The sequence below is a fragment of the Muribaculum intestinale genome, assembly GCF_002201515.1.
GTDB classification, from domain to species: Bacteria; Bacteroidota; Bacteroidia; order Bacteroidales; family Muribaculaceae; genus Muribaculum; species Muribaculum intestinale.
In genome coordinates this window covers 824057-844503 of the sequence record NZ_CP021421.1, presented here as the reverse complement: position 1 = coordinate 844503, position 20447 = coordinate 824057, and the positions used below count along the sequence as shown (strand labels likewise).

General features: G+C 51.4%; 20 protein-coding genes and 1 pseudogene. 7 read left to right on the top strand and 14 right to left on the bottom strand.

Annotation, left to right across the window (positions count from 1 at the left end; genetic code table 11):
* Window positions 1–3: 3 nt before the first annotated feature.
* The 7 genes from rpsU to aspS form a co-directional block, all read right to left on the bottom strand.
* Entirely contained in the window at window positions 4–195 is a 192-nt protein-coding gene (gene rpsU / locus ADH68_RS03605; protein WP_068959768.1) for a 30S ribosomal protein S21, read from the bottom strand.
* Between the two features lie 244 nt (window positions 196–439).
* The gene (locus ADH68_RS03600; protein WP_133165662.1) at window positions 440–2512 is read right to left on the bottom strand and encodes a hypothetical protein; all 2073 of its coding nucleotides are present in this window, start codon (window positions 2510–2512) and stop codon (window positions 440–442) included.
* 7 nt (window positions 2513–2519) lie between these two features.
* On the bottom strand, window positions 2520–3860 hold the full coding sequence (locus ADH68_RS03595; protein WP_068959770.1) for a Na+/H+ antiporter NhaC family protein: 1341 nt from the start codon (window positions 3858–3860) through the stop codon (window positions 2520–2522).
* Between the two features lie 42 nt (window positions 3861–3902).
* Window positions 3903–4469 carry a hypothetical protein gene (locus tag ADH68_RS03590; protein ID WP_068959771.1) on the bottom strand — a complete coding sequence of 189 codons (567 nt, stop codon included), beginning with the start codon at window positions 4467–4469 and terminating at the stop codon, window positions 3903–3905.
* A 108-nt stretch (window positions 4470–4577) separates the two neighbouring features.
* Entirely contained in the window at window positions 4578–5357 is a 780-nt protein-coding gene (locus tag ADH68_RS03585; RefSeq protein ID WP_068959772.1) for a zinc ribbon domain-containing protein, read from the bottom strand.
* A 2-nt stretch (window positions 5358–5359) separates the two neighbouring features.
* Window positions 5360–6148 carry a Nif3-like dinuclear metal center hexameric protein gene (locus tag ADH68_RS03580; protein WP_068959773.1) on the bottom strand — a complete coding sequence of 263 codons (789 nt, stop codon included), beginning with the start codon at window positions 6146–6148 and terminating at the stop codon, window positions 5360–5362.
* Window positions 6149–6160: 12 nt separating this feature from the next.
* Window positions 6161–7924 (bottom strand): aspartate--tRNA ligase, encoded by a 1764-nt coding sequence (gene aspS, locus ADH68_RS03575; protein WP_068959774.1) that lies wholly within the window; start codon window positions 7922–7924, stop codon window positions 6161–6163.
* Window positions 7925–8205: 281 nt separating this feature from the next.
* On the opposite strand from aspS, the gene ADH68_RS03570 reads away from it, so the two are divergent.
* On the top strand, window positions 8206–9063 hold the full coding sequence (locus tag ADH68_RS03570) for a hypothetical protein (protein ID WP_133165661.1): 858 nt from the start codon (window positions 8206–8208) through the stop codon (window positions 9061–9063).
* A gap of 256 nt (window positions 9064–9319) precedes the next feature.
* Here ADH68_RS03570 and ADH68_RS03565 read toward each other — a convergent pair whose 3' ends face one another.
* The 6 genes from ADH68_RS03565 to mce form a co-directional block, all read right to left on the bottom strand.
* Complete coding sequence (locus ADH68_RS03565; RefSeq protein WP_068959776.1) at window positions 9320–9670, bottom strand: hypothetical protein; 351 nt, start codon at window positions 9668–9670, stop codon at window positions 9320–9322.
* A 313-nt stretch (window positions 9671–9983) separates the two neighbouring features.
* Window positions 9984–11141, bottom strand: coding sequence for a sodium ion-translocating decarboxylase subunit beta (locus tag ADH68_RS03560; RefSeq protein ID WP_068961942.1), 1158 nt, complete (start codon window positions 11139–11141; stop codon window positions 9984–9986).
* A 53-nt stretch (window positions 11142–11194) separates the two neighbouring features.
* Window positions 11195–11632 (bottom strand): biotin/lipoyl-containing protein, encoded by a 438-nt coding sequence (locus ADH68_RS03555; RefSeq protein WP_068959777.1) that lies wholly within the window; start codon window positions 11630–11632, stop codon window positions 11195–11197.
* Window positions 11633–11669: 37 nt separating this feature from the next.
* On the bottom strand, window positions 11670–12575 hold the full coding sequence (locus ADH68_RS03550) for an OadG family transporter subunit (protein ID WP_068959778.1): 906 nt from the start codon (window positions 12573–12575) through the stop codon (window positions 11670–11672).
* A 10-nt stretch (window positions 12576–12585) separates the two neighbouring features.
* Complete coding sequence (locus ADH68_RS03545; protein ID WP_068959779.1) at window positions 12586–14139, bottom strand: acyl-CoA carboxylase subunit beta; 1554 nt, start codon at window positions 14137–14139, stop codon at window positions 12586–12588.
* Window positions 14140–14185: 46 nt separating this feature from the next.
* Entirely contained in the window at window positions 14186–14608 is a 423-nt protein-coding gene (gene mce / locus ADH68_RS03540; RefSeq protein ID WP_068959780.1) for a methylmalonyl-CoA epimerase, read from the bottom strand.
* Between the two features lie 367 nt (window positions 14609–14975).
* Here mce and dnaK point away from each other — a divergent pair, with 367 nt between their 5' ends.
* Both dnaK and ADH68_RS03530 read left to right on the top strand, forming a co-directional pair.
* The gene (gene dnaK, locus ADH68_RS03535) at window positions 14976–16883 is read left to right on the top strand and encodes a molecular chaperone DnaK (RefSeq protein ID WP_068959781.1); all 1908 of its coding nucleotides are present in this window, start codon (window positions 14976–14978) and stop codon (window positions 16881–16883) included.
* 273 nt (window positions 16884–17156) lie between these two features.
* The gene (locus tag ADH68_RS03530; protein WP_161953080.1) at window positions 17157–17558 is read left to right on the top strand and encodes a PepSY-like domain-containing protein; all 402 of its coding nucleotides are present in this window, start codon (window positions 17157–17159) and stop codon (window positions 17556–17558) included.
* Between the two features lie 178 nt (window positions 17559–17736).
* Here the strand turns inward: ADH68_RS03530 and ADH68_RS14330 are convergent.
* Window positions 17737–17943 (bottom strand): annotated as a pseudogene (locus tag ADH68_RS14330) (IS982 family transposase); the annotation flags it as partial.
* 113 nt (window positions 17944–18056) lie between these two features.
* Between ADH68_RS14330 and ADH68_RS13820 the strand changes: the two are divergent.
* The 4 genes from ADH68_RS13820 to ADH68_RS03515 all read left to right on the top strand — a co-directional run bounded on the left by ADH68_RS13820 (window position 18057) and on the right by ADH68_RS03515 (window position 20152).
* Entirely contained in the window at window positions 18057–18272 is a 216-nt protein-coding gene (locus tag ADH68_RS13820) for a hypothetical protein (protein WP_068959783.1), read from the top strand.
* Window positions 18259–18861, top strand: a complete 603-nt coding sequence (locus ADH68_RS03525; protein ID WP_068959784.1) for a zeta toxin family protein — start codon at window positions 18259–18261, stop codon at window positions 18859–18861. Before ADH68_RS13820 ends, ADH68_RS03525 begins: the two co-directional genes overlap by 14 nt.
* A gap of 132 nt (window positions 18862–18993) precedes the next feature.
* On the top strand, window positions 18994–19335 hold the full coding sequence (locus ADH68_RS03520) for a PepSY-like domain-containing protein (protein WP_084273894.1): 342 nt from the start codon (window positions 18994–18996) through the stop codon (window positions 19333–19335).
* A 346-nt stretch (window positions 19336–19681) separates the two neighbouring features.
* A complete protein-coding gene (locus tag ADH68_RS03515) occupies window positions 19682–20152 on the top strand; it encodes a lipocalin-like domain-containing protein (protein ID WP_068959785.1) in 471 nt (156 codons plus the stop codon).
* Window positions 20153–20447: the final 295 nt, after the last annotated feature.

The following is a 20447-nucleotide window of genomic DNA, read 5'->3' as shown; positions in this document are numbered from 1 at the left end:
CGATTACTCCTCGACCATGCGCAGTTTCTGTACGTAGACGGCCTTCATCATCTTCTTGCGGTTGGTGATGGAGGGCTTTTCAAAAGCCTGGCGGCTGCGAAGCTCTTTAACGATGCCGGTCTTTTCGAATTTTCTTTTAAACTTCTTTAAAGCTCTTTCTATGTTCTCGCCTTCTTTAACTTGTACGATGATCATGTTTAGTTATTGATTTTATGTTGTTTTTTTAGATTTTGCATTTTGCGCGACAAAATTACGGTTTCTTTTCCAAACCGCAAAATTTTTTATGACTCATTTTGCATTATCTCAGCAAGATAAGATGAAGGAGCCGTTAGAGCGCATTATCCGTCGGTGTATAATGATACAAAAGTTCCGACAGTGGCTGTCGGTGTATGACGGTGCACACTGTCGGAATATATTGTAGAATATGATTCAGAGAGGATTAGCGACGTACAATTTTTCTTGTCGTGCCGTCAGCTTTTACTTCAATGAATATGCCGCCGCGGGCGTTGTCGTCGACTTGCACACCCTGCAGATTGTATACTGCTGTGGTGGGGGAGGTAGTCTCCGTAGATATCTCCTCGATTGCCGATGAGCCGGCAGTGTCGACTTTGATGTCGCGGATACCAAGGCCTGCACCATCGGGGTCGGAGCAGGCATGGAAGCCTATGTAATACAGACCTGAGGCCTCGGGCGTGAATGTGTGCTTCTCTTCTACGCAGCAATAGCTTTCATATTCCTTTACAGGCATTATATTGCCGGTCATGGCGTCGGGCGATGGAGCGGTGCCGAAATAGAGTGCGAGCTTTTCGTTGGCTCCCGCTGTCGATACCTGGAATTCAACGGAATATGTGATGCCTTTCTCAAACATTATAGCGGGGAGTATCATCCAGTCGTCGGCGCGGTTGACGGATGAATAGGGATATAGAGCGGCCGTGCACTCGAGGTCGGTTGCTTCGATATACCAGTATTCCTCGCGGTACCATTCGTTGCGGTCGCCGTTGGCATCGATTATGGTGAGGCCGTCGAAGCTGTCGTCGCTGTTGAAGTCGAGGACATAGGGGAGTGATACCGAACCGAGGTTGTAGGTGTCGGTGGTGAGAGAGGATACGGGCACTCCGCGGTATGACATGTCGATGCGGTAGCTGTAGCCGGTCATTGAGGCGGGTATCTCTACAGGGTCGGTCACGGCGGTTGAGGTGATGGCTGTGGCCACACGTACGTTGTCGGGCATTCGTGTCACGTCATATGAGAGCATCGCATGGTTCATGTAGCCGCCATGTTCCGTAGATGTCGGGTGCGCCCATGTCAGGGTAAATGCTCCGTCGGAGTATGTGAGATTGGCTGAGGAGAGGCTTACGGGTGTATCATGTCCTATCCATTGTGAGATTTTCGATTTGGGCCCGCGACCGGCGGCGTTGGTTAGTTCAAGCTCGATTTCGTATGCGCCGTCCTCGTCGACTTTGCCGTCGGCCTCGATTTTTGTTCCCGGGGAGGCTGTGCCCTGGGCGAATAGTGAGCCGTTGGCGCGCACGAGATATTTTATGTCACCCTCCAGAGTGTTGCCGCCGAATGTCTTGTCGGGAATGGTAAACGAGACAGTGCCATTGAGGGCGCCGTCGGAGAATCTGGCGGAGAAGTCAGTGGCTTGGGCGGGAGCGTTGTCATCGGAGAGCGGGCCGGGTATATACATGCCTCCTACAGCCTCGCCGTCGCCAAACTCATATACGAGCTTTGCAGAGCCTGCAGTGACGTCGACTGCATATAGCTCCGACTTGCCAATGCTGTAGCCATATTCTTCGATGGTCGATGAATCCTCGTTGGTCACCACAACATAGAATATGCCCGATTCGGTGTCGAAAGCTCCGGTAGAGCGGCGGTTGGCGGTCACTCCGAGGTCGGCAATCTGCTCTGTCGCGCCTGTAGTCTTCTCAACCTTCCAGAGTATGCCGCCCATGTCTACAGCATATAGGCCGCCTGAGCGGTCGCAGCCGAGTGCAATCCAAGGTGTGTCGATTTTTCTGATGGCAAGGCGCTGTCCGGTGGCTTCGTTGAGAGAGCCGAACACGAATTCTCCTTCTGTCTCACCAAGTTCGGGGTCGGTGGCGAAGCATCCGTATATGCGTGCTGTAGTGTGGTCGTAGGCGAGATCGGTGGCTACGCCCTGCATTGAGCCGAACAGCTGTGAATTCAGTTGCCAGGAGTCGGGCTTGAATGTGTAGTGGGTCACATCGGTCCATGCGCCGTAGTTGATTTCGGAGGTACAAAAATAGAAATCCTCGGTCATTGTGCCGCCTCCGGAGGCGTCGAGGTCGGAGTCCTCTTTTACCAGCGTGCGGCTGTATTTGTCAAGGGGGAAGCTGTACATGCCGGTCTCGGAATATACATACTCTTTCCATTCATTGGTGCTGTAGACCGATGCATAGAAACGTTTTTCCTGAGCCATTGCGGCTGATGTCATGACGATAGCTGCTGCTGCTACAGTCGCGACAGATAGTCGTAAACGTGGGTTCATGTTGTAATTATGGATTGGTATTATCATTTGTGGATACGGGTGGAGATATGGTGGCAAGCCGCGGGAAGCGGAACACCACCGATAGGATAAGGAACACGGCAAGCGCCCATGGATAGTAGAGATAGGGCCATGTGGCTACCGGAGATATGGATGCAAGCGATGTGGCAAGGAGTGTCTGTGCGCCATAGGGAATAAGGCTCTGCACGATACACGACGAGGTGTCGAGCAGCGAGGCCGCCTTTCTGGGGTCGACGCCGAATCTTTTTGACAGGGATGAGGCGAGCTGCCCTACGGTAATTATGGCTACGGTATTATTGGCTGTGCATAGGTTGACGAGTCCGACTACGAGTGCGATTCCGGCCTGGGCCCCGCGCGGTCCGCGTATACGTCGGGTAAGCACCTGGAGTATATAGTCGATGCCCCCGGCGGCTTTTATCAGTCCCAGCATTCCGGCGGCAAGGAGTGTGATTATTATCAGCTGGCCCACGGAGTCTATTCCCCGTCCCATGAATCCGAACAGACTTATTATGTCATGTCCGGTGCACAGCCCGAGGATGATTGCCACTACAATGCCTATGGAGAGCACTACCGTGACGTTGAGACCCGCGAGTGCAAGTAGTATTATGAGCAGATATGGAGCTACCAGCAGCGGATTTGAGCCGGAGAGGCTTGCCATGTCGGGTAGCCGGACGCCGAGTATCACATATAATATAAGTGAGGCTACGGCTGCGGGAAGGGCTATCCACAGGTTAACCCGGAACTTGTCGCGCATGCGGCATCCCTGGGTGCGCGTGGCTGCGATGGTAGTGTCGGAGATAAACGAGAGATTGTCGCCGAAGAAGGCCCCTCCGAGCACTACGGCCACGAAAAACGGCACGTTGCCGCTCTCCGACTGTGCAAGTTCTACAGCCAAAGGGGTCAGAGCCACCACCGTGCCCACAGATGTGCCTATGGCAAGAGATATGAAGCATGCCGCAGCGAAAAGCCCTGGAATCAGCATCTCTACCGGAAGGAAACGCAGGGCGAGATGTACGGTTGCCTCTATGGCGCCGATTTCACGGGCGAGGGCGGCAAAGGCTCCGGCAAGGATGAATATCCACACCATATACATCACATTGGAACTGCCTGCGTCGCGGGAGAATATCTCTACCCGCTCTGACAGTGGCTTGCCATGCATTATTACTACGGCCCATGCCGATCCGAGCAACAGGGCGACTGCGATAGGCATCTTGTAGAAGTCGCCTATGATTACCGATACAGCCAGATAAAAGAACAGGAATACGAGTATGGGTGATATTGCGAGTAGTCCGCGGCGTGCGGGTATATGCGGGGCTGGTGATTCTTTCATTTCGTTTTCGACAGTATAAAACAAGTATATAACAAGCGTATGTCAGTTTTTTATCATGGCCAGGAACTCCCGCAGTGAGGCTGATGACGGAAATGCCGAGTATGGTATGATGAGCATGGGTGGTATGGTCCTGTTATCGAGGTTTATACATATATTCCCGCGAGAGTGCCTTATGCCATATAGAGAGGATAGCGGTATCTTGCTGACGGCTACGGGAGCATCGTCCGGCGATGTGAATTCCCTCTGTGGCGTGGTGTCAACATTGTCGTTCTCTTCGTTGGAATCGGGTTGTGGCGCGGCGTATTCTGAGATTGTCAGGGTATGGCCGTCGCAACCTACGCTATGCGGCGGTATATTGACCCGAGCTTTGGGGTCGAGCGCGTAATAATAGTATACGATAAGGAGAGCGGGCGGAATTACGAGACACACAAGCACCAGCGCGAGCATCAGATAGCGAATGTCGGTCATGAGGATAGCCGCGGCTATGGAGCATAAAGGCAGCGCGGCCACAGCCCACCACCATATGGCAAGCCATCGGCGCATGATTATTGCGGCGTATGATGCCGGAGATATACGGAACGTAGCGGTGGTAATGGCGTTGTCGTGCATACAGCAATCATTTTTGTCAGGCGCTGGCTATTATGCAATACCGGCGGTATGTCAGTTGAAATCTGACACACCGCCGGTAAATGTATCTTACGGATGTGGGATTCGGGGTTACTTTCCGGCTGCAACCTCTGCTTCGGCGATACCGGCGAGTTCAGGGTCAATCATGATGCGGCCGCAGTATTCGCATACGATTACTTTCTTGTGCATCTTGATTTCCATCTGCTTCTGTGGCGGGATGCGGTTGAAACATCCGCCGCAGGCGTTGCGCTGGATATATACTATGCCAAGGCCGTTGCGGGCGTTGTCGCGGATACGCTTGAATGCTTTGAGTGTGCGCTCGTCGATAGTGGGCTCGATTTCCTTTGCGCGCACACGAAGGCGCTCTTCGTCCTGACGGGTCTCGGATACGATTTCATCAAGCTCGGCCTTTTTCTCCTGGAGGATATGCTGGCTGTCGGAGAGTTTCTCCTCGGTAGCGGCGATATCGGCGTTGCGCGAGTCGATGGCACGGGCGAATTCGTTGAGGTGCTTTTCTGAAAGTTCAATCTCGAGGGTCTGGAATTCGACTTCTTTAGAGAGTAGGTCGAACTCGCGGTTGTTGCGTACGTTGTCGAGCTGCTCCTTGTATCGTGCTATTTTAGCCTGCGACTCGTTGATTTTCTCCTTTTCGATAGATGTTTTTCTACGGAAGTCCTCAACGTCGCGGCGATAGTTCTCGATGCGGGTCTTGAGACCTTCGATGTTGTCCTCGAGGTCTTTAACCTCAAGGGGAAGTTCGCCGCGTATCTGCTTGATGCGGTCGATTTCGGAGAGTATGGTCTGAAGCTCGTAGAGGGCTTTCATGCGCTGCTCTACCGAGAGGCCTTCGGATTTCTTTTCAGTAGCCATTCCTAAATATAGTTTATCGGATTTTTTTCTGAATCGGAATAATGAACTGCAAAGTTAGGAAATTTTTGTGTAATTATATGATAAAAAATCCGTTTTGTGCATTCCTCCGACTCGAAATGGCCTATGTCGATGATGAAAATACGGTCGGCATAGTCGAGAAAGTCGTGATAGCGTACGTCGGAAGTTATGTATGCCTGTGCTCCGGCCGCTATCGCGTCGGGTATCATTGAGCCTCCGGAGCCTCCGCACATTGCTATGCGGGTGATGACGGCGCCTTGAGGAGGTGTCGTGCATCGGCATACCGGCGAGCCGCATGCTTTCTTTACTCTGTCGGCAAGCATGGCTGCTGTGAGCGGTGTGGCTGCTGTGGTCAGGGCGCCGGCACCCGCCTGGGGCATGTCGGCACTGATGGGGCAGAGTGGACCCGTATAGTTGAGGCCAAGCTCCCGGGCGAGCCATGCGCTGACACCTCCTGGGGCATTGTCGAGGCTTGTGTGGGCCGAGTAGATGGCCACTCCGGCCTCAATGGCGCGAATAACGGCCTGCTGATGCGGGGTGGCGCCGGTAATCTGTTTGAGTCCGTGGAACAGGAGCGGGTGGTGTGACACAATCAGGTTGCAGCCGCGGGCTATGGCCTCGTCGACACGACCGGGGGTGACGTCGACGCAAAGCAGTATGCCGGTACATTCTTTGGAGGCGTCGCCGAGCTGGAGGCCTGAGTTGTCGTAACCCTCCTGTAGAGAAGTCGGGGCCACCTCCTGGATGGCCCCGATTATTGAGTTGATAGTCATATGTCGCGGATGTTATTCCTTGTCGCGGATGTCGATGGCGAGGTTGAGCTCGTCGAGCTGCTTCTGGTCGAGGGCGGCCGGCGCGTCGAGCATCACGTCGCGTCCTGAATTGTTTTTTGGGAATGCGATGCAGTCGCGTATCGAGTCGAGACCGGCGAACAGGGATACCCAGCGGTCGAGTCCGTAGGCAAGACCTCCGTGGGGCGGTGCGCCGTACTTGAATGCGTTCATCAGGAATCCGAACTGCTCCTGTGCCTTCTCGGGGGTGAATCCGAGTATCTCGAACATTTTGGCCTGAAGCTCGCTGTCGTGGATACGGATTGAGCCGCCGCCCACTTCCACGCCGTTGACAACCATGTCGTAGGCATCGGCGCGCACGGCTGCCGGGTCGGTGTCGAGCAGGGGTATGTCCTCGTCCTTGGGATGGGTGAAGGGGTGGTGCATTGCCATGAGGCGCTGCTCTTCGTCGCTCCACTCAAACATCGGGAAGTCGACGACCCACAGGCAGGCGAATTTATTTTTGTCGCGCAGGCCGAGCTGGCGTCCCATTTCGAGACGAAGCTCGCACAGTTGCTTGCGTGTCTTCATCACGTCGTCGCCTGAGAGTATCAGGATGAGGTCGCCGGGCCGGGCGTTCATTGCTTTTTTGAGTTCCTGGAGAGTCTCCTGGGTATAGAATTTGTCGACCGACGATTTTACGTTGCCGTCGGCTTCCACTCGGGCGTATACCATGCCCTTGGCTCCAATCTGCGGACGCTTTACGAAGTCGGTGAGCTGGTCGAGCTGCTTGCGAGTGTAGTTTGCAGCGCCGGTGGCGCAGATGCCTCCGATGTATGCTGCGTTGTCAAATACGCTGAATCCGTGTCCCTTGAGCACGTCCATCAGTTCGACGAATGTCATGCCGAAGCGCAGGTCGGGCTTGTCGGAGCCGTATAGGCGCATCGCGTCGGCCCATGGCATGCGGATGAACGGCTCGGTAAGCTCTACGCCGCGCAGTTCCTTGAAGAGGTGCTTGGCCATACCCTCGAACAGGTTGATGATATCGTCCTGGTTTACAAATGACATCTCGCAGTCAATCTGAGTGAACTCGGGCTGGCGGTCGGCGCGCAGGTCCTCGTCGCGGAAGCACTTCACTATCTGGAAGTAGCGGTCCATGCCCGACACCATAAGCAGCTGCTTGAGGGTCTGGGGCGACTGGGGCAGGGCATAGAACTGGCCGGGGTTCATACGAGAAGGCACCACAAAGTCGCGTGCGCCTTCGGGGGTGGAGCCTACGAGCATGGGGGTCTCGATTTCGAGGAAGCCCTTGCTGTCGAGATAGCGGCGTACCTCCATGGTCATGCGATGGCGCAACTCGATGTTGGCGCGCACGCAGGGACGGCGCAGGTCGAGGTAGCGGTACTTCATGCGTATGTCATCGCCTCCGTCGCTCTCGTCTTCAATAGTGAACGGTGGCACTTCCGAGCGGTTGAGCACGGTGAGAGTCTGGGCCTCAATCTCGATGTCTCCGGTAGGCATTTCGGGATTTTTGGCATAGCGTTCGGCTACTTTTCCGGTAATCTGCACTACGAACTCGCGTCCGAGATGGTTGGCTTCTTCGCAGAGAGCTGCGTCAACCTCGTTGTTGAAAACGACTTGGGTTATGCCGTAGCGGTCGCGGATATCGACAAATGTCATACCGCCCATCTTGCGGATGCGCTGCACCCATCCGGATATGGTCACGGTCTGACCGGCATCGGCGAGCCGTAGCTCGCCACAGGTCTTGGTACGATACATAATTGGCTGTAAAATTTTGGCGTAAAGTTAGTGAAAAGTAGAGGAAACGCAAAATACAAAATAATCGCATATGCGCTGTTTCTTTATGAAATATCTGTATGTTTCATGTGATTGGCAGGGTCGTTTGAGTTTTTTCGATAAAAAAGTGATTTTTTTTGGGATGTAATTGTATTATATATAAATTTGCGATGTACTAAGCCTGTCACGTGTCGGCTGTATTATGGCCGACAACGGTATATTCTTAGATAGTCTGACCATATTAACCTTAAAAACAATAAGATATGAAGAAATTTTTACTTTCATTAAGTATTGCGGCCATGTCAATATCCGCCGCACAGGCCGAAACAGTCTATTTCCAGGAAGATTTCGAGTGGCTTGAGCCTTATGCTAAGGCTGGCAAAAATGGCAATGGTGAACCTGCAGCCGGAAATACAATTGGAACAAACGGTGCTGAAGCTGAAGCTCCTAAAGCCGATGCATGTAAGGTCGATGATGTAAGTGCTCTCGAAGCTATGCAGCAGAAGGGTTATGATCTGGTATCGGTGTATAACTTCCTTAATAATAAGAATAATAAAGACATAGCTCTTTATTTGCAGCAGAATTATCTGAAATTCAATAAGACAGGTAAGACGACAAGCAATGGAAAGGGTTTCCAGCTCGGACTCGTATTGCCATCAATCGAAGGAATTCCGGAAGGTAAGGATGTGTTTGTCAGCTTTGACTGGTGTCCGATGAAGCAGGGTTCTGGCGTATTTGACAAAACGGAACTTTGCGTTATTGTCGAGAATGGTACAGATGTAAAGTATGTCAATGCGCCGGTAGAGACATGGGCTGATGATGCTGATTATGAGTGGAAGACAGCTGTAGTTTCTCTCGCAGGTATCACAGTTAATGATAATACAAAACTGACAATCCGCACTACTGAAGCAAATTGGGAATTAACTACTGCCCAGCGTTGGTTTATCGACAATATCAAGGTATACTCGGAGGATGCATCTTCAATCGATGAGATTGGCATTGACATGAATGCTCCTGTAGAGTACTACAATATGCTTGGTATCCGAGTGGAGAACCCCGGCAACGGACTCTACATCGTGAAGCAGGGCAACAAGACTGCAAAGAAATTTATCGTGAGATAATCTATCTGACCCTATAGCAAGACGCCGCGTCGACACAGTAGATTGTGTGTCAGACGCGGCGTCATTTTTTTTAGGCGTGATTAAATATTTAAAAATCACGCTCTAATAAGTGAGGATATAATTAATCCCGACGGGGAATCATCGGTGACCCGGCCGGGAGGATGTAAATGGAGGAGATGTATATAGGGCGATGGGGGAGAGGCAGGAGTGGAGTGCGGAGCGTGGAGAGGAGGATTATATTGATGCGCGAGGCGTGTCAGGCATTGCGGAGCTTCCAGCGCAGGCGCTCCCATATGGAAGGCTGTTCGGTGCGGATATGTACGTTGACGCCCTGGTCGTGCTTGTTGAGAAAGAGAATTGAGCTGTGGAGCACGATTGCGAGAGTATCATCAAAATGTGTTATACCGTTTACATTTCTCAGAGCTATTTCACGGAAAGGAGAGCGCTCGTCGATACTTCCGATTATCAGATTGCCGTCGGCGTCAATCTGCAGGTCGTGGTTGTCTGGTGCATGTTCGAATAGCAGAGGTATATCGAGCGAGTCGATGCTGTCGGGACGACGGCGGTATTTACGGTAAAGTTCGTCGATTACTTTTTTTGTGATCATGAGTCGTGTAGAGTAATGCTGGGGGTATTTCAGTGAAAAGTGATAGAGAACGTCTGCGTGAGCTGTGTCGGATGCGGTAGCACTGTGATGGCAGTCTTGCAGCGTGCTTTGACCTTAATACGTTTCACCGTACGATAAAGTTTGGTAACCGATGTTGATTGTAACTGTATTTTAACATCCACTAATTTTAGTCGAGCGCTTCAGAACACTCGTATGCTGTATGGCCGGCAGTGTCTAAAGAGAGGTATTGTAATATCTACGGCGCCATCGGTATGTATGAAATATCCGATGGCGCCGTTGATACTTGCACTTATCAGGCGAGGAATCCCAGAAGGACACCTGCTGCGACGGCTGAACCGATTACGCCCGAAACGTTGGGGCCCATGGCATGCATGAGCAGATAGTTGGTCGGGTCGTATTCGAGGCCGAGGTTGTTGGAGATACGGGCCGACATCGGCACAGCGGATACTCCGGCGTTGCCGATGAGGGGATTGAGCTTCTTGTTCTGGGGGAGGAATAGATTGAAAATCTTCACGAATATCACACCTGATGCCGATGCGATGATGAAGGCCATGAAACCGAGAGCGAAGATGAAGATGGTGTCGACGGTAAGGAACGATGTGGCCTGAGTCGACGCGCCTACTGTAAGGCCGAGGAGCATTGTCACGATGTCGGTAAGAGCGTTGCTTGCAGTCTTGGCCAGACGTGTTGTGACACCACACTCACGGAGCAGGTTGCCGAAGAAGAGCATGCCGAGCAGAGGTATGCCGGAGGGAACCACAAAGCAGGTAAGCAGCAGGCCGATAATCGGGAAGATGATTTTCTCGTTCTGGCTCACGGCGCGGGCGGGCTTCATGCGTATCACACGCTCTTTCTTTGTGGTGAGCAGGCGCATGATTGGCGGCTGAATCAGTGGCACAAGGGCCATGTAGGAGTAGGCCGACACGGCGATTGCTCCCATGAGGTTAGGCGCCAGTTTTGATGACAGGAAGATGGCTGTAGGACCGTCGGCGCCACCGATGATGGCTAGCGCACCGGCCTGGTCGGGCGAGAATCCAAGGGCGAGGGCCACCATGTAGGCTCCGAAGATACCGAACTGTGCCGCCGCGCCGATAAGCATTAGCTTGGGGTTGGCGATAAGCGCGCTGAAGTCGGTCATGGCGCCGATGCCGAGGAATATCAGCGGAGGATACCAACCGGCCGACACACCGTTGTAGAGGATATTAAGCACTGACCCCTCTTCGTATATGCCGATTTCGAGACCGGCGGTGGCGTTGAAGGGAATATTTCCGAGGAGTATACCGAAACCGATGGGCACCAGAAGCATAGGCTCGAAATTCTTCTTTATGGCGAGCCATATGAAGAACAGACCCACGAGGAGCATCACTCCATGCTGCCATGTGACATTGGCAAAGCCGGTGAGCACCCAGAACTGGTGGAAGTTTACGGATATGAATTCGCTGAAACTCATTAATGATATCATATTCCGGGGGATGAAAGTTTGAGGTTGTTACGGAATATGGATTATTCAAGGGTGATGAGTACGGCACCCTCGAGCACGGCGTCGCCGGGGTTGCATGTGATGGATGCCACCTTGCCGTCGTATCCGGCATGAATGGCGTTTTCCATCTTCATGGCCTCAAGCACTACCACTGTGTCGGCGGCTTTTACTACATCGCCTACTTTGCAGTTGACCGACATCACGGTGCCGGGAAGGGGGGCTTTAATCTGAGTGCCGCCGGCAGCTACGCTGGGTTTTGCTATTACCTTGTCGCCGGCTGCGGTGCGGGGAGCTGCCGCTGCGCGCGGGGTCTGGCTTACTACGGTTACGGGTGCTTTCTTCTGGTCAAGCTCCACTTTGTAAGGCGTGCCGTTGACAAGCACTTCGGCTTTGCCGTCGACAATGTCGCCTATGGCAACATTGTAGTTGTTGCCGTTGATTTTATATTTATATTCTTTCATTGTAGTTTGATCTTTGTTGGTAAGATGTGTTGTCGGATTAACGGTGCGGAAGCTCGCGGAGATTGTATATCTTTGAGCTCCAGGGCGAGTAGGCGCGACGTACCTTGTTGATTGTGAGGATTGTACTCTCGCGGTCGTGTGCGTTGAGGTGGTCGTTGAGGGCCATTACGATAGCGGCAATTTCCTCGCCTGAGTCGTGCTGGGGCTTCTCTTCCTTCGGCAGCTGACGGGCATCTATGCCCTGTGATGCGGCCTTGTTTCTGCGCGATACCGAGGCGCCCACTCTGCTTATGATGTAGAAGCATACACACAGAAGAGCGAGTGCGAAGAATACGATGAGCATCGCCATGAGCGACAAGCCGAATCCGTGGCCGTCGGTCTCTGCAAACATCTCGACTTTTCCGTTAGTGTCGACAATCTGGTTGGCACTTGAGGGAGTGATGTATTTGTCGCCGCCGTCGCGCACCTCCCACAGTCCCTCGCCATCGATTGCTCTTGCATAGGTAGTGTTGGGCAGTAGCGAAGCGGGCACTGTCACAGAGTCGATAAGCGTGCGTCCGTTGGCGTCATATACACCAATCCAGTTGTCCTGTCCCGGGGTAAGGCGGAAGCTGAGGTGAAATGTGCCTTTGTTGGGCTCTCCGTCGGCCCAGAACACAACATGCTGACGTGTGGGGATTTCGGTGTTGACATCGCCCAGAGGCACGGGGTACTTCTTGGGCTCGGCGGGGTCGTTGGTGATGTAGACGCTGGAAATCTCCATCGGGGCATATGTCGAGTTGAAAAGCTCGATCCAAGCCTGATGCTGTCCGTAGTCGTCTACATAGTTTGAGTCGTTCTGTACCATCACCTCGTTGATGCGTAGGCCTTTGCGTCCTTGAGCAAAGGCCGATGCGCCGCATACGAGTGTGAGGGCAAGAAACAGGATGATACTCTTTCTCATTGCAGATGGATTAGAGAGGTATGTTGCCGTGTTTCTTGGCGGGGTTTGTGACTTTCTTGGTGGCAAGCTGCTGGAGTGCACGGATTACGCGGAAGCGTGTGTTGCGTGGCTCGATTACGTCGTCGATGTAGCCGTACTTGGCAGCGTTGTAGGGGTTGCAGAAGAGCTTGTTGTACTCCTGCTCCTTCTCGGCGAGCACCTTTGCGGGGTCTTCGGCAGCCTTGGCTTCTTTGGCATAGAGCACCTCTACGGCACCGGCACCACCCATAACGGCGATTTCGGCGGTAGGCCATGCGTAGTTCATGTCGCCGCGGAGCTGCTTGCAGCTCATCACGATGTGTGAGCCGCCGTAGCTCTTGCGCAGGGTTACAGTAACTTTGGGCACTGTCGCCTCGCCGAATGCATAGAGCAGTTTTGCGCCGTGGAGGATAACGCCGTTGTATTCCTGGCCTGTACCCGGGAGGAAGCCCGGCACGTCGACGAGTGTCACCAGAGGAATGTTGAAGGCGTCGCAGAAACGTACGAAACGCGCGCCTTTGCGGGATGCGTTACTGTCGAGTACACCGGCCAGGTATTTGGGCTGGTTGGCCACGATGCCGACGCTCTGGCCGTTCATGCGGGCAAAGCCTACGATTAGGTTCTTTGCGTAGTCGCGCTGTACTTCGAGGAATTCACCGTGGTCAATGATGGCGCCGATTACCTCATACATGTCGTAGGGCTTGTTGGCGCTGTCGGGAATGATTTCGTTGAGAGTGTCTTCCAGACGGTCGATGGGGTCGGTGCATTCAATCAGCGGCGGCTCCTCAAGGTTGTTCTGAGGAATGAAGCTGAAGAGCTTGCGTGTGATTTTCAGTGCGTCCTCGCCATCTTCGGCTGCGAAGTGGCATACACCGCTTTTGGTAGAGTGTACCTGAGCGCCGCCGAGGGCTTCCTGGGTCACATCCTCGCCTGTCACGGTCTTTACTACCTTCGGGCCTGTGAGGAACATATAGGAGATACCCTTGGCCATGATGGTGAAGTCGGTGAGGGCGGGGGAGTATACGGCACCGCCGGCGCAGGGACCGAGGATACATGAAATCTGTGGCACTACACCCGAAGCGAGGATGTTGCGCTGGAATATCTCGGCATATCCGCCAAGGGCGTTGATGCCTTCCTGTATACGTGCGCCTCCCGAGTCGTTGAGGCCGATGACGGGAGCGCCCATCTTCATGGCCATATCCATGATTTTGCAGATTTTCAGAGCCATTGTCTCCGACAGCGAGCCGCCGAATACGGTGAAGTCCTGAGCGAATACGTATACGAGTCGGCCGTCGATAGTGCCGTAGCCGGTCACTACGCCGTCGCCGAGATATGATTTCTTTTCCTGGCCGAAGTTGGTGCAACGGTGGCGCACAAACATATCGAGCTCTTCAAACGAGCCTTCGTCGAGGAGCTGTGCGATGCGTTCGCGTGCGGTATATTTGCCTCTCTCGTGCTGTTTCTGGATGGCTTTCTCGCCACCGCCAAGGCGGGCCTCCTCGCGCATGGCGATGAGTTCCTTGACTTTTTCGAGTTGGTTGCTCATATATAAATATATGTATATGGGTATAGTATGATTCTTGAAAACTTGGTTACATCTTCTTGGGGTCCTCGCAGAGTTCTACGAGTGTGCCGCATGTCGATTTGGGGTGGAGGAAGGCGATGTTGAGGCCCTCTGCGCCCTTGCGGGGAGCCTTGTCGATAAGACGGCAGCCTTTTTCCTCGGCTTCGGCCAGTGCGTTGGCCACGCCGTCGGCCATGGCGAATGCGATGTGCTGTATGCCGCCGCGACCGCCGTTGTTGGCGATAAACTTGGAGATGGCGCTGTCATCGGATGTGCCTTCAAGCAGCTCGATTTTGGTCTGTCCTACCTGGAAGAATGCTGTGCGCACTTTCTGGTCGGCTACTTCTTCGATGGCAAAACACTTAAGGCCAAGGATGTTTTCGTAGAAGGGGATAGCCTCGTCCAGCGAGGGAACGGCTATGCCTACATGTTCAATGTGGGAGATGTTCATTTTGTGGTATATATGGTTTATGATAATTGTTGTCGTAATGTCGCCGGAAGGTAGTCTATGCCCACTACCGGCAATTTCCGGCAAATTTAGCAATTTTTGAGTAAAAGCATCGGGGCGACATGTGAAAGTTTGTAAAAAGATGAGACTGTATAGTGTCAGATGTCAGTGTCAAGTGAAATTGTGTCAGTGGGTGTGTCAGTAGGTTAAAAATGGCTAATGTGCTGAGATATATAAAATTAATATTACATGCAACCTTTTTGGCACATGATTTGTTTTGTCTATGAGCGTCGGAGGTCCGCAATGGAGATTCGGCAATTGACCTGATAAAATCAAAATTCAAGAAACAAAAAATATAAAACTTACAATTATGGGAAAAATAATCGGTATTGACTTGGGTACTACCAATTCATGTGTAGCCGTACTTGAGGGTAACGACCCTGTGGTTATCCCTAACAGCGAGGGACGCAACACCACACCTTCTATCGTGGCTTTTATCGCCGGAGGCGAGCGTAAGGTAGGCGATCCTGCCAAGCGTCAGGCTATCACCAATCCTGAAGGCACCGTATATTCAATCAAGCGTTTCATGGGTGAACGCTACGACGAGGTTGCCGAAGAGGTAAAGCGTGTGCCCTACGAAGTTGCAAAGGCCGACAACGGCACCGTGCGTGTGCTTGTCGATGGCCGCGAATATACACCTCAGGAGATTTCGGCCATGATTCTTCAGAAGATGAAGAAGACTGCCGAGGACTACCTGGGCCAGACTGTAGACGAGGCCGTAATCACCGTGCCCGCCTACTTCAACGATTCACAGCGTCAGGCTACCAAGGAAGCCGGTGAGATTGCCGGTCTCAAGGTGCGCCGTATCGTCAACGAGCCTACCGCGGCTGCGCTTGCTTACGGTCTCGACAAGAGCGACAAGGATCAGAAGATTGCCGTGTTCGACCTCGGTGGCGGTACATTCGATATCTCCATCCTTGAGCTTGGCGACGGCGTGTTTGAGGTTAAGTCGACCAACGGTGATACACACCTTGGCGGTGACGACTTCGACCATGTCATCATCGACTGGCTCGCCGACGGATTCCAGCAGGAATACGGCGTTGACCTCCGCAAGGACTCAATGGCTCTCCAGCGTCTGAAAGAGGCTGCCGAGAAGGCCAAAATCGAACTTTCGAGCTCTACAACCACTGAAATCAACCTTCCCTACATCATGCCTGTCGACGGTGTTCCCCGCCACTTGGTAAAGACTCTTACCCGCGCCGAGTTCGAGCGTCTGGCCGACAGACTTATCCAGGCTACAATCAAACCTTGCGAGCAGGCTCTCAACGACGCCGGTCTCAAGGCTTCCGACATCGACGAGGTGATTCTCGTAGGCGGCTCGACACGTATCCCCGCTATCCAGGAGATTGTAAAGAAATTCTTCGGCAAGGCTCCTTCGAAGGGTGTCAACCCCGACGAAGTGGTAGCCGTAGGCGCCGCTATCCAGGGTGGTGTGCTCTCCGGCGATGTTAAGGATGTGCTTCTCCTCGACGTTGTGCCTCTGTCGGTGGGTATCGAGACCCTCGGCGGTGTCATGACCAAACTTATCGAGGCCAACACTACCATCCCTACACGTAAGAGCGAGACATTCTCTACCGCAGCCGACAACCAGCCTTCGGTAGAAATCCATGTGCTCCAGGGCGAACGTCCTCTTGCAAAAGACGACAAGACCCTCGGCAAGTTCCATCTCGACGGTATCGCACCCGCACCACGTGGCATTCCTCAGATTGAGGTTACTTTCGAGATTGACGCCAACGGCATCCTCAACGTGTCGGCCAAGGACAAGGCTACCGGCAAGGAGCAGAGCATCCGTATCGAGGCTTCATCGGGCCTTACCGATGCTGAAATCAAGCGTATGAAGGACGAGGCAGCAGCCAACGCCGCAGCCGACGAGGCCGAGAAGCAGAAGATTGACAAACTCAATCAGGCCGACGCCCTCATCTTCCAGACCGAGAAACAGCTCTCTGAACTCGGCGACAAGATTCCTGCCGACAAGAAATCGGCCATCGAAGCCGGTGTGGCCAAGCTGAAGGATGCCCACAAGGCTCAGGACGTGGCTGCATGCGATGCCGCAATCAAGGAGATTGAGGCCGCATTCGGTGCCGCACAGCAGGATATCCTCAACGCCCAGCAGCAGGCTCAGTCGGCTGCCGGTCAGCAGGCAGGTCCTCAGCCGGGCGCCTCGCAGCCCTCAGGCGACGACCATGTGACCGACGTAGACTTCGAGGAAGTGAAGTAACCTTCATTTGGTCACACCTGCAATAGGCAGGACCGACTCCGGATTGATATTCTGCAATCAGTACGGAATCAATCGGATAAATTTTTAATTCATATATGAATCGGCTCACATGCATTGCAAGATGGTGTGGGCCGATTTTTTTTAAGGATATGTCCGGAGCTGATTTTTAGAATCATCCGGATTTGTCTCTCAAGATGTACTCAATAAGATTTCAAGATTGACATTATGAAGAAACTTTTGTTTTTAATTTTTGCATTAATCGCATTCATACCTATGGCCAGGGCCGATAAATACACCCTTGACCGTGACAATCTTCCTGTAAAGGCGCAGGAGATGATTACCACCTATTTCCCAAAGGCAAAAATATCTATGATTAAGGTCGACAAACATCTGCTTAAAAAGACCGACTATGATGTAAAGCTGGTAAACGGCACTAAAATAGAATTCAACAATGCGGGCGAATGGACATCCGTCGACTGCAAAAAGAAGAGTGTCCCGACTGAGCTCGTGCCTAAACATATCCGGAGAAAAGTGGCTTCAAGCTATCCTGATGCCACTATAACCCGAATCACCAAGAAGTCAGGCGGACATATCGTCGGGCTTTCTGACGGCACGGAATTGAAGTTCAATCTGCTCGGTCAGCTCAAAAAGAGTTCCGACAGTCTTGACGAGTAATCCACATCTATGTAAAGTAGAGGCGTTGTGGCGAAACGCGTTTTCAGCCGCAACGCCTCTTTTTTTAAATCTGTGGATGTATTGGCTGGAGCTATTATTATCGGTACTTGAAGTCCGGATGGAGATAGGCGGGATATCACACAAACGACACACGCGATATAGACAGAAACGTGAGTTCGCCTGTACATGTCCCCGGCAGCACTTCTTTGATGAATACTGTGATAGAAAGCAGCATGGATTTATGGAGTTTCATAATGACTGAATTATTCTCTGAATCCCTTGCTGTGAAAGAGAATTGGGATGGTGATTTGAGTTAGGATGAAAAATACTTGCAGAAGTCATCTGCAAGACAGAAAATTTCTGTAATTTTGTTCTCGGAAATCATAGCGATAAATTCTTGTTAATGTTATAATTAGACACTAACGAAGATGTGTTGATTTCTTTCAATGTCTCTATAATAGAGGACGTCGATGGCGTTGAATAATAAAAGATTATATTATGTCGGAAGCTGAGATGAATAGTTATCGACTGACGTCGATGGAGGAGCCGGGCGATGAACGCATGGCACAGATTATGCGTGAGGTGGCCGAGGATGCCCGCGAAAGCACCCGCAGGGCTGCCGAGCGCGTGGTTGCCGGTATTGAGGCAGCTTCGCATGAAGCTCGCGCAAGAGTTGAAGAAACCTTAAACAGGCTTCGCAATGGCGGCAAGTGAGCACAGACCGGTGCTGATAGTGATTGCCGGGCCCAATGGGTCGGGCAAGACTTCCGTGACCTCCAAGATTCTGCATCATGAGTGGTTGGAGGATTCGGAATATATCAATCCCGACAATGTCGCCCGCGATGTATTCGGCGACTGGAACAATCAGGCATCTGTACTGAAAGCCGCCAACTATTGCAATGAATGGAGGGAAAGATGTCTTGCCGAACGCAAGAGCCATATCTTTGAGACTGTGATGTCTGCTGCAGATAAGGTCGATTACATTCTCAGAGCGAAGCAAGCCGGATTCTTTATCCGTCTGTTCTTCGTTTCCACTGAATCGCCGACAATAAATGCGAAGCGAGTAGCAAACCGAGTGCTGAATGGAGGTCACGATGTGCCTATACCCAAAATTATATCCCGCTACGACAAGTCCATCGCAAACTGTATAGCTTTGGCTCCATACGTTGACAGGCTCTATGTCTACGACAACTCAATTGAGGACGCGGAAGCCCGGCTTTTGTTCCGATTGAGCGACGGTGAGCTTGCGAAACGCTATGTCGAAGAGCTTCCCAACTGGGCTTCAAACATACTTCCGAGATAAGAAATGACAAAGTAACTGATATCATTCTTATGAATTTAAACCTTCATATTTGCACCATACGGTATCAATGCATTGATATTCAAATATGGTTAGATTCTTGACCGTGACAATCTTCCTGTAAAGGCGCAGGAGATGATTACCACCTATTTCCCAAAGGCAAAAATATCTATGATTAAGGTCGACAAGCATCTGCTTAAGAAGACTGACTATGACGTAAAGCTGGTAAACGGCACTAAGATAGAATTCAACAATTCTGGAGAATGGACATCCGTCGACTGCAAAAAGAAGAGTGTCCCCGATGAACTCGTGCCTAAACATATCCGCAGAAAAGTGGCTGCGAGTTATCCTGATGCTATTATAAACCGAATCAACAAGAAATCAGTCGGTCATATAGTCGGGCTTTCTGATGGTACGGAATTGAGATTCAGCCTACTTGGTCAGCTCAAAAAGAGTTCCGACAGTCTTGAGGAATAACATATCACACCAATCAGAAAAGAGCGCAACTAATTGCCGTCCGGATATAATTTCATTATAGGTACATGCATTTCAAATGTTGGCGGATATGAATTAATTAGACGCAACATCTGCGTTATTGTTGTGGTACTCCTGCAATCCATGACATTCTTCTGCCGATGCTTTCGACAGTAAAATAATGACGGTCAATAGGTAAATAAAATATTCTGGGATGTGTCAGCAGTGGCACATTCTTTTTTCTTGCGATGTTGGCAATTACTTTGTGTTAATAAATGTTAAATAGGGGGGGTAAAATAAAAGTATTACCTTTATCGAGTAAATAATAACTTAAATAAATCATTATCGAATGAAAACCTTACAAAAATTATTGCTAATCAGTGTGTTGATGTTCTCTTTTTCGTGTGTTTTCTCTGCTTGCGGCGACGATGACGACGAACCGGAAGGTACTTCCGGTGCTCCATATCCTGGAGTCTGGAGAGTGACTTATGTGAATGTGACTGATGAAGATGGCGAATCTTATGCCGGTCCGATGCCTGATGAAACAAAAATAAAATTGACGTTATATCAAAACGGGAATTTTATTTTTGAAAGCCTTGTAGAAGATGATCTGGATGGACCTTCTGCTGTCACAGAAAAAGGGACGTGGAGCTATGGAAATCAAGTGTTGACGTTGAATGTTACTGAGCCTTACGCAGGACGTGGAACCATTAATGTAATTACTTGGACTGACACAAAACTCGTAACAAATATTCCTGATGAAATGGACGCCGGTAGTGGTACATTGACATGGACTAAGAGTGCGGGAGTGAATATATGATTTAACGTTTTTCTCCTTTTGATAAAAGAGGCTGTGTCAGTTGTGACATGGCCTCACGTATTTTTTAGACAATCTCTCACTGTGATGTCGGCAACCGATAAAGTTGACTATATCATAAGAGCAAAGGAAGCGGGATTATTCATCAGCTTGTTATTTGTCTTCACTGAATTTCCTGCAATTAATGCAAAGCGCGTGGTAAACCGCGTACTGAATGGCGTTAATCCTATGTAAAGTAGTGGCGTTGTGGCGTAACACACTTTCAGTCGCAACGTCTTTTTATCTGAGGTTATTATCC

Excerpts from the sequence above, each read along its gene's own strand:
- mce (WP_068959780.1), bottom strand. The coding sequence starts at position 14,608 with ATGAACATCTCCCACATTGAACATGTAGGCATAGCCGTTCCCTCGCTG.
- ADH68_RS03580 (WP_068959773.1), bottom strand. The coding sequence starts at position 6,148 with ATGACTATCAACTCAATAATCGGGGCCATCCAGGAGGTGGCCCCGACT.
- dnaK (WP_068959781.1), top strand. The coding sequence starts at position 14,976 with ATGGGAAAAATAATCGGTATTGACTTGGGTACTACCAATTCATGTGTA.
- ADH68_RS13820 (WP_068959783.1), top strand. The coding sequence starts at position 18,057 with ATGTCGGAAGCTGAGATGAATAGTTATCGACTGACGTCGATGGAGGAG.
- ADH68_RS03565 (WP_068959776.1), bottom strand. The coding sequence starts at position 9,670 with ATGATCACAAAAAAAGTAATCGACGAACTTTACCGTAAATACCGCCGT.
- ADH68_RS03530 (WP_161953080.1), top strand. The coding sequence starts at position 17,157 with ATGGCCAGGGCCGATAAATACACCCTTGACCGTGACAATCTTCCTGTA.
- ADH68_RS03515 (WP_068959785.1), top strand. The coding sequence starts at position 19,682 with ATGAAAACCTTACAAAAATTATTGCTAATCAGTGTGTTGATGTTCTCT.
- aspS (WP_068959774.1), bottom strand. The coding sequence starts at position 7,924 with ATGTATCGTACCAAGACCTGTGGCGAGCTACGGCTCGCCGATGCCGGT.
- ADH68_RS03550 (WP_068959778.1), bottom strand. The coding sequence starts at position 12,575 with ATGAGAAAGAGTATCATCCTGTTTCTTGCCCTCACACTCGTATGCGGC.
- ADH68_RS03595 (WP_068959770.1), bottom strand. The coding sequence starts at position 3,860 with ATGAAAGAATCACCAGCCCCGCATATACCCGCACGCCGCGGACTACTC.
- ADH68_RS03545 (WP_068959779.1), bottom strand. The coding sequence starts at position 14,139 with ATGAGCAACCAACTCGAAAAAGTCAAGGAACTCATCGCCATGCGCGAG.
- ADH68_RS03520 (WP_084273894.1), top strand. The coding sequence starts at position 18,994 with ATGATTACCACCTATTTCCCAAAGGCAAAAATATCTATGATTAAGGTC.
- ADH68_RS03600 (WP_133165662.1), bottom strand. The coding sequence starts at position 2,512 with ATGAACCCACGTTTACGACTATCTGTCGCGACTGTAGCAGCAGCAGCT.
- ADH68_RS03570 (WP_133165661.1), top strand. The coding sequence starts at position 8,206 with ATGAAGAAATTTTTACTTTCATTAAGTATTGCGGCCATGTCAATATCC.
- ADH68_RS03585 (WP_068959772.1), bottom strand. The coding sequence starts at position 5,357 with ATGGCTACTGAAAAGAAATCCGAAGGCCTCTCGGTAGAGCAGCGCATG.
- ADH68_RS03590 (WP_068959771.1), bottom strand. The coding sequence starts at position 4,469 with ATGCACGACAACGCCATTACCACCGCTACGTTCCGTATATCTCCGGCA.
- ADH68_RS03525 (WP_068959784.1), top strand. The coding sequence starts at position 18,259 with ATGGCGGCAAGTGAGCACAGACCGGTGCTGATAGTGATTGCCGGGCCC.
- ADH68_RS03555 (WP_068959777.1), bottom strand. The coding sequence starts at position 11,632 with ATGAAAGAATATAAATATAAAATCAACGGCAACAACTACAATGTTGCC.
- rpsU (WP_068959768.1), bottom strand. The coding sequence starts at position 195 with ATGATCATCGTACAAGTTAAAGAAGGCGAGAACATAGAAAGAGCTTTA.
- ADH68_RS03560 (WP_068961942.1), bottom strand. The coding sequence starts at position 11,141 with ATGAGTTTCAGCGAATTCATATCCGTAAACTTCCACCAGTTCTGGGTG.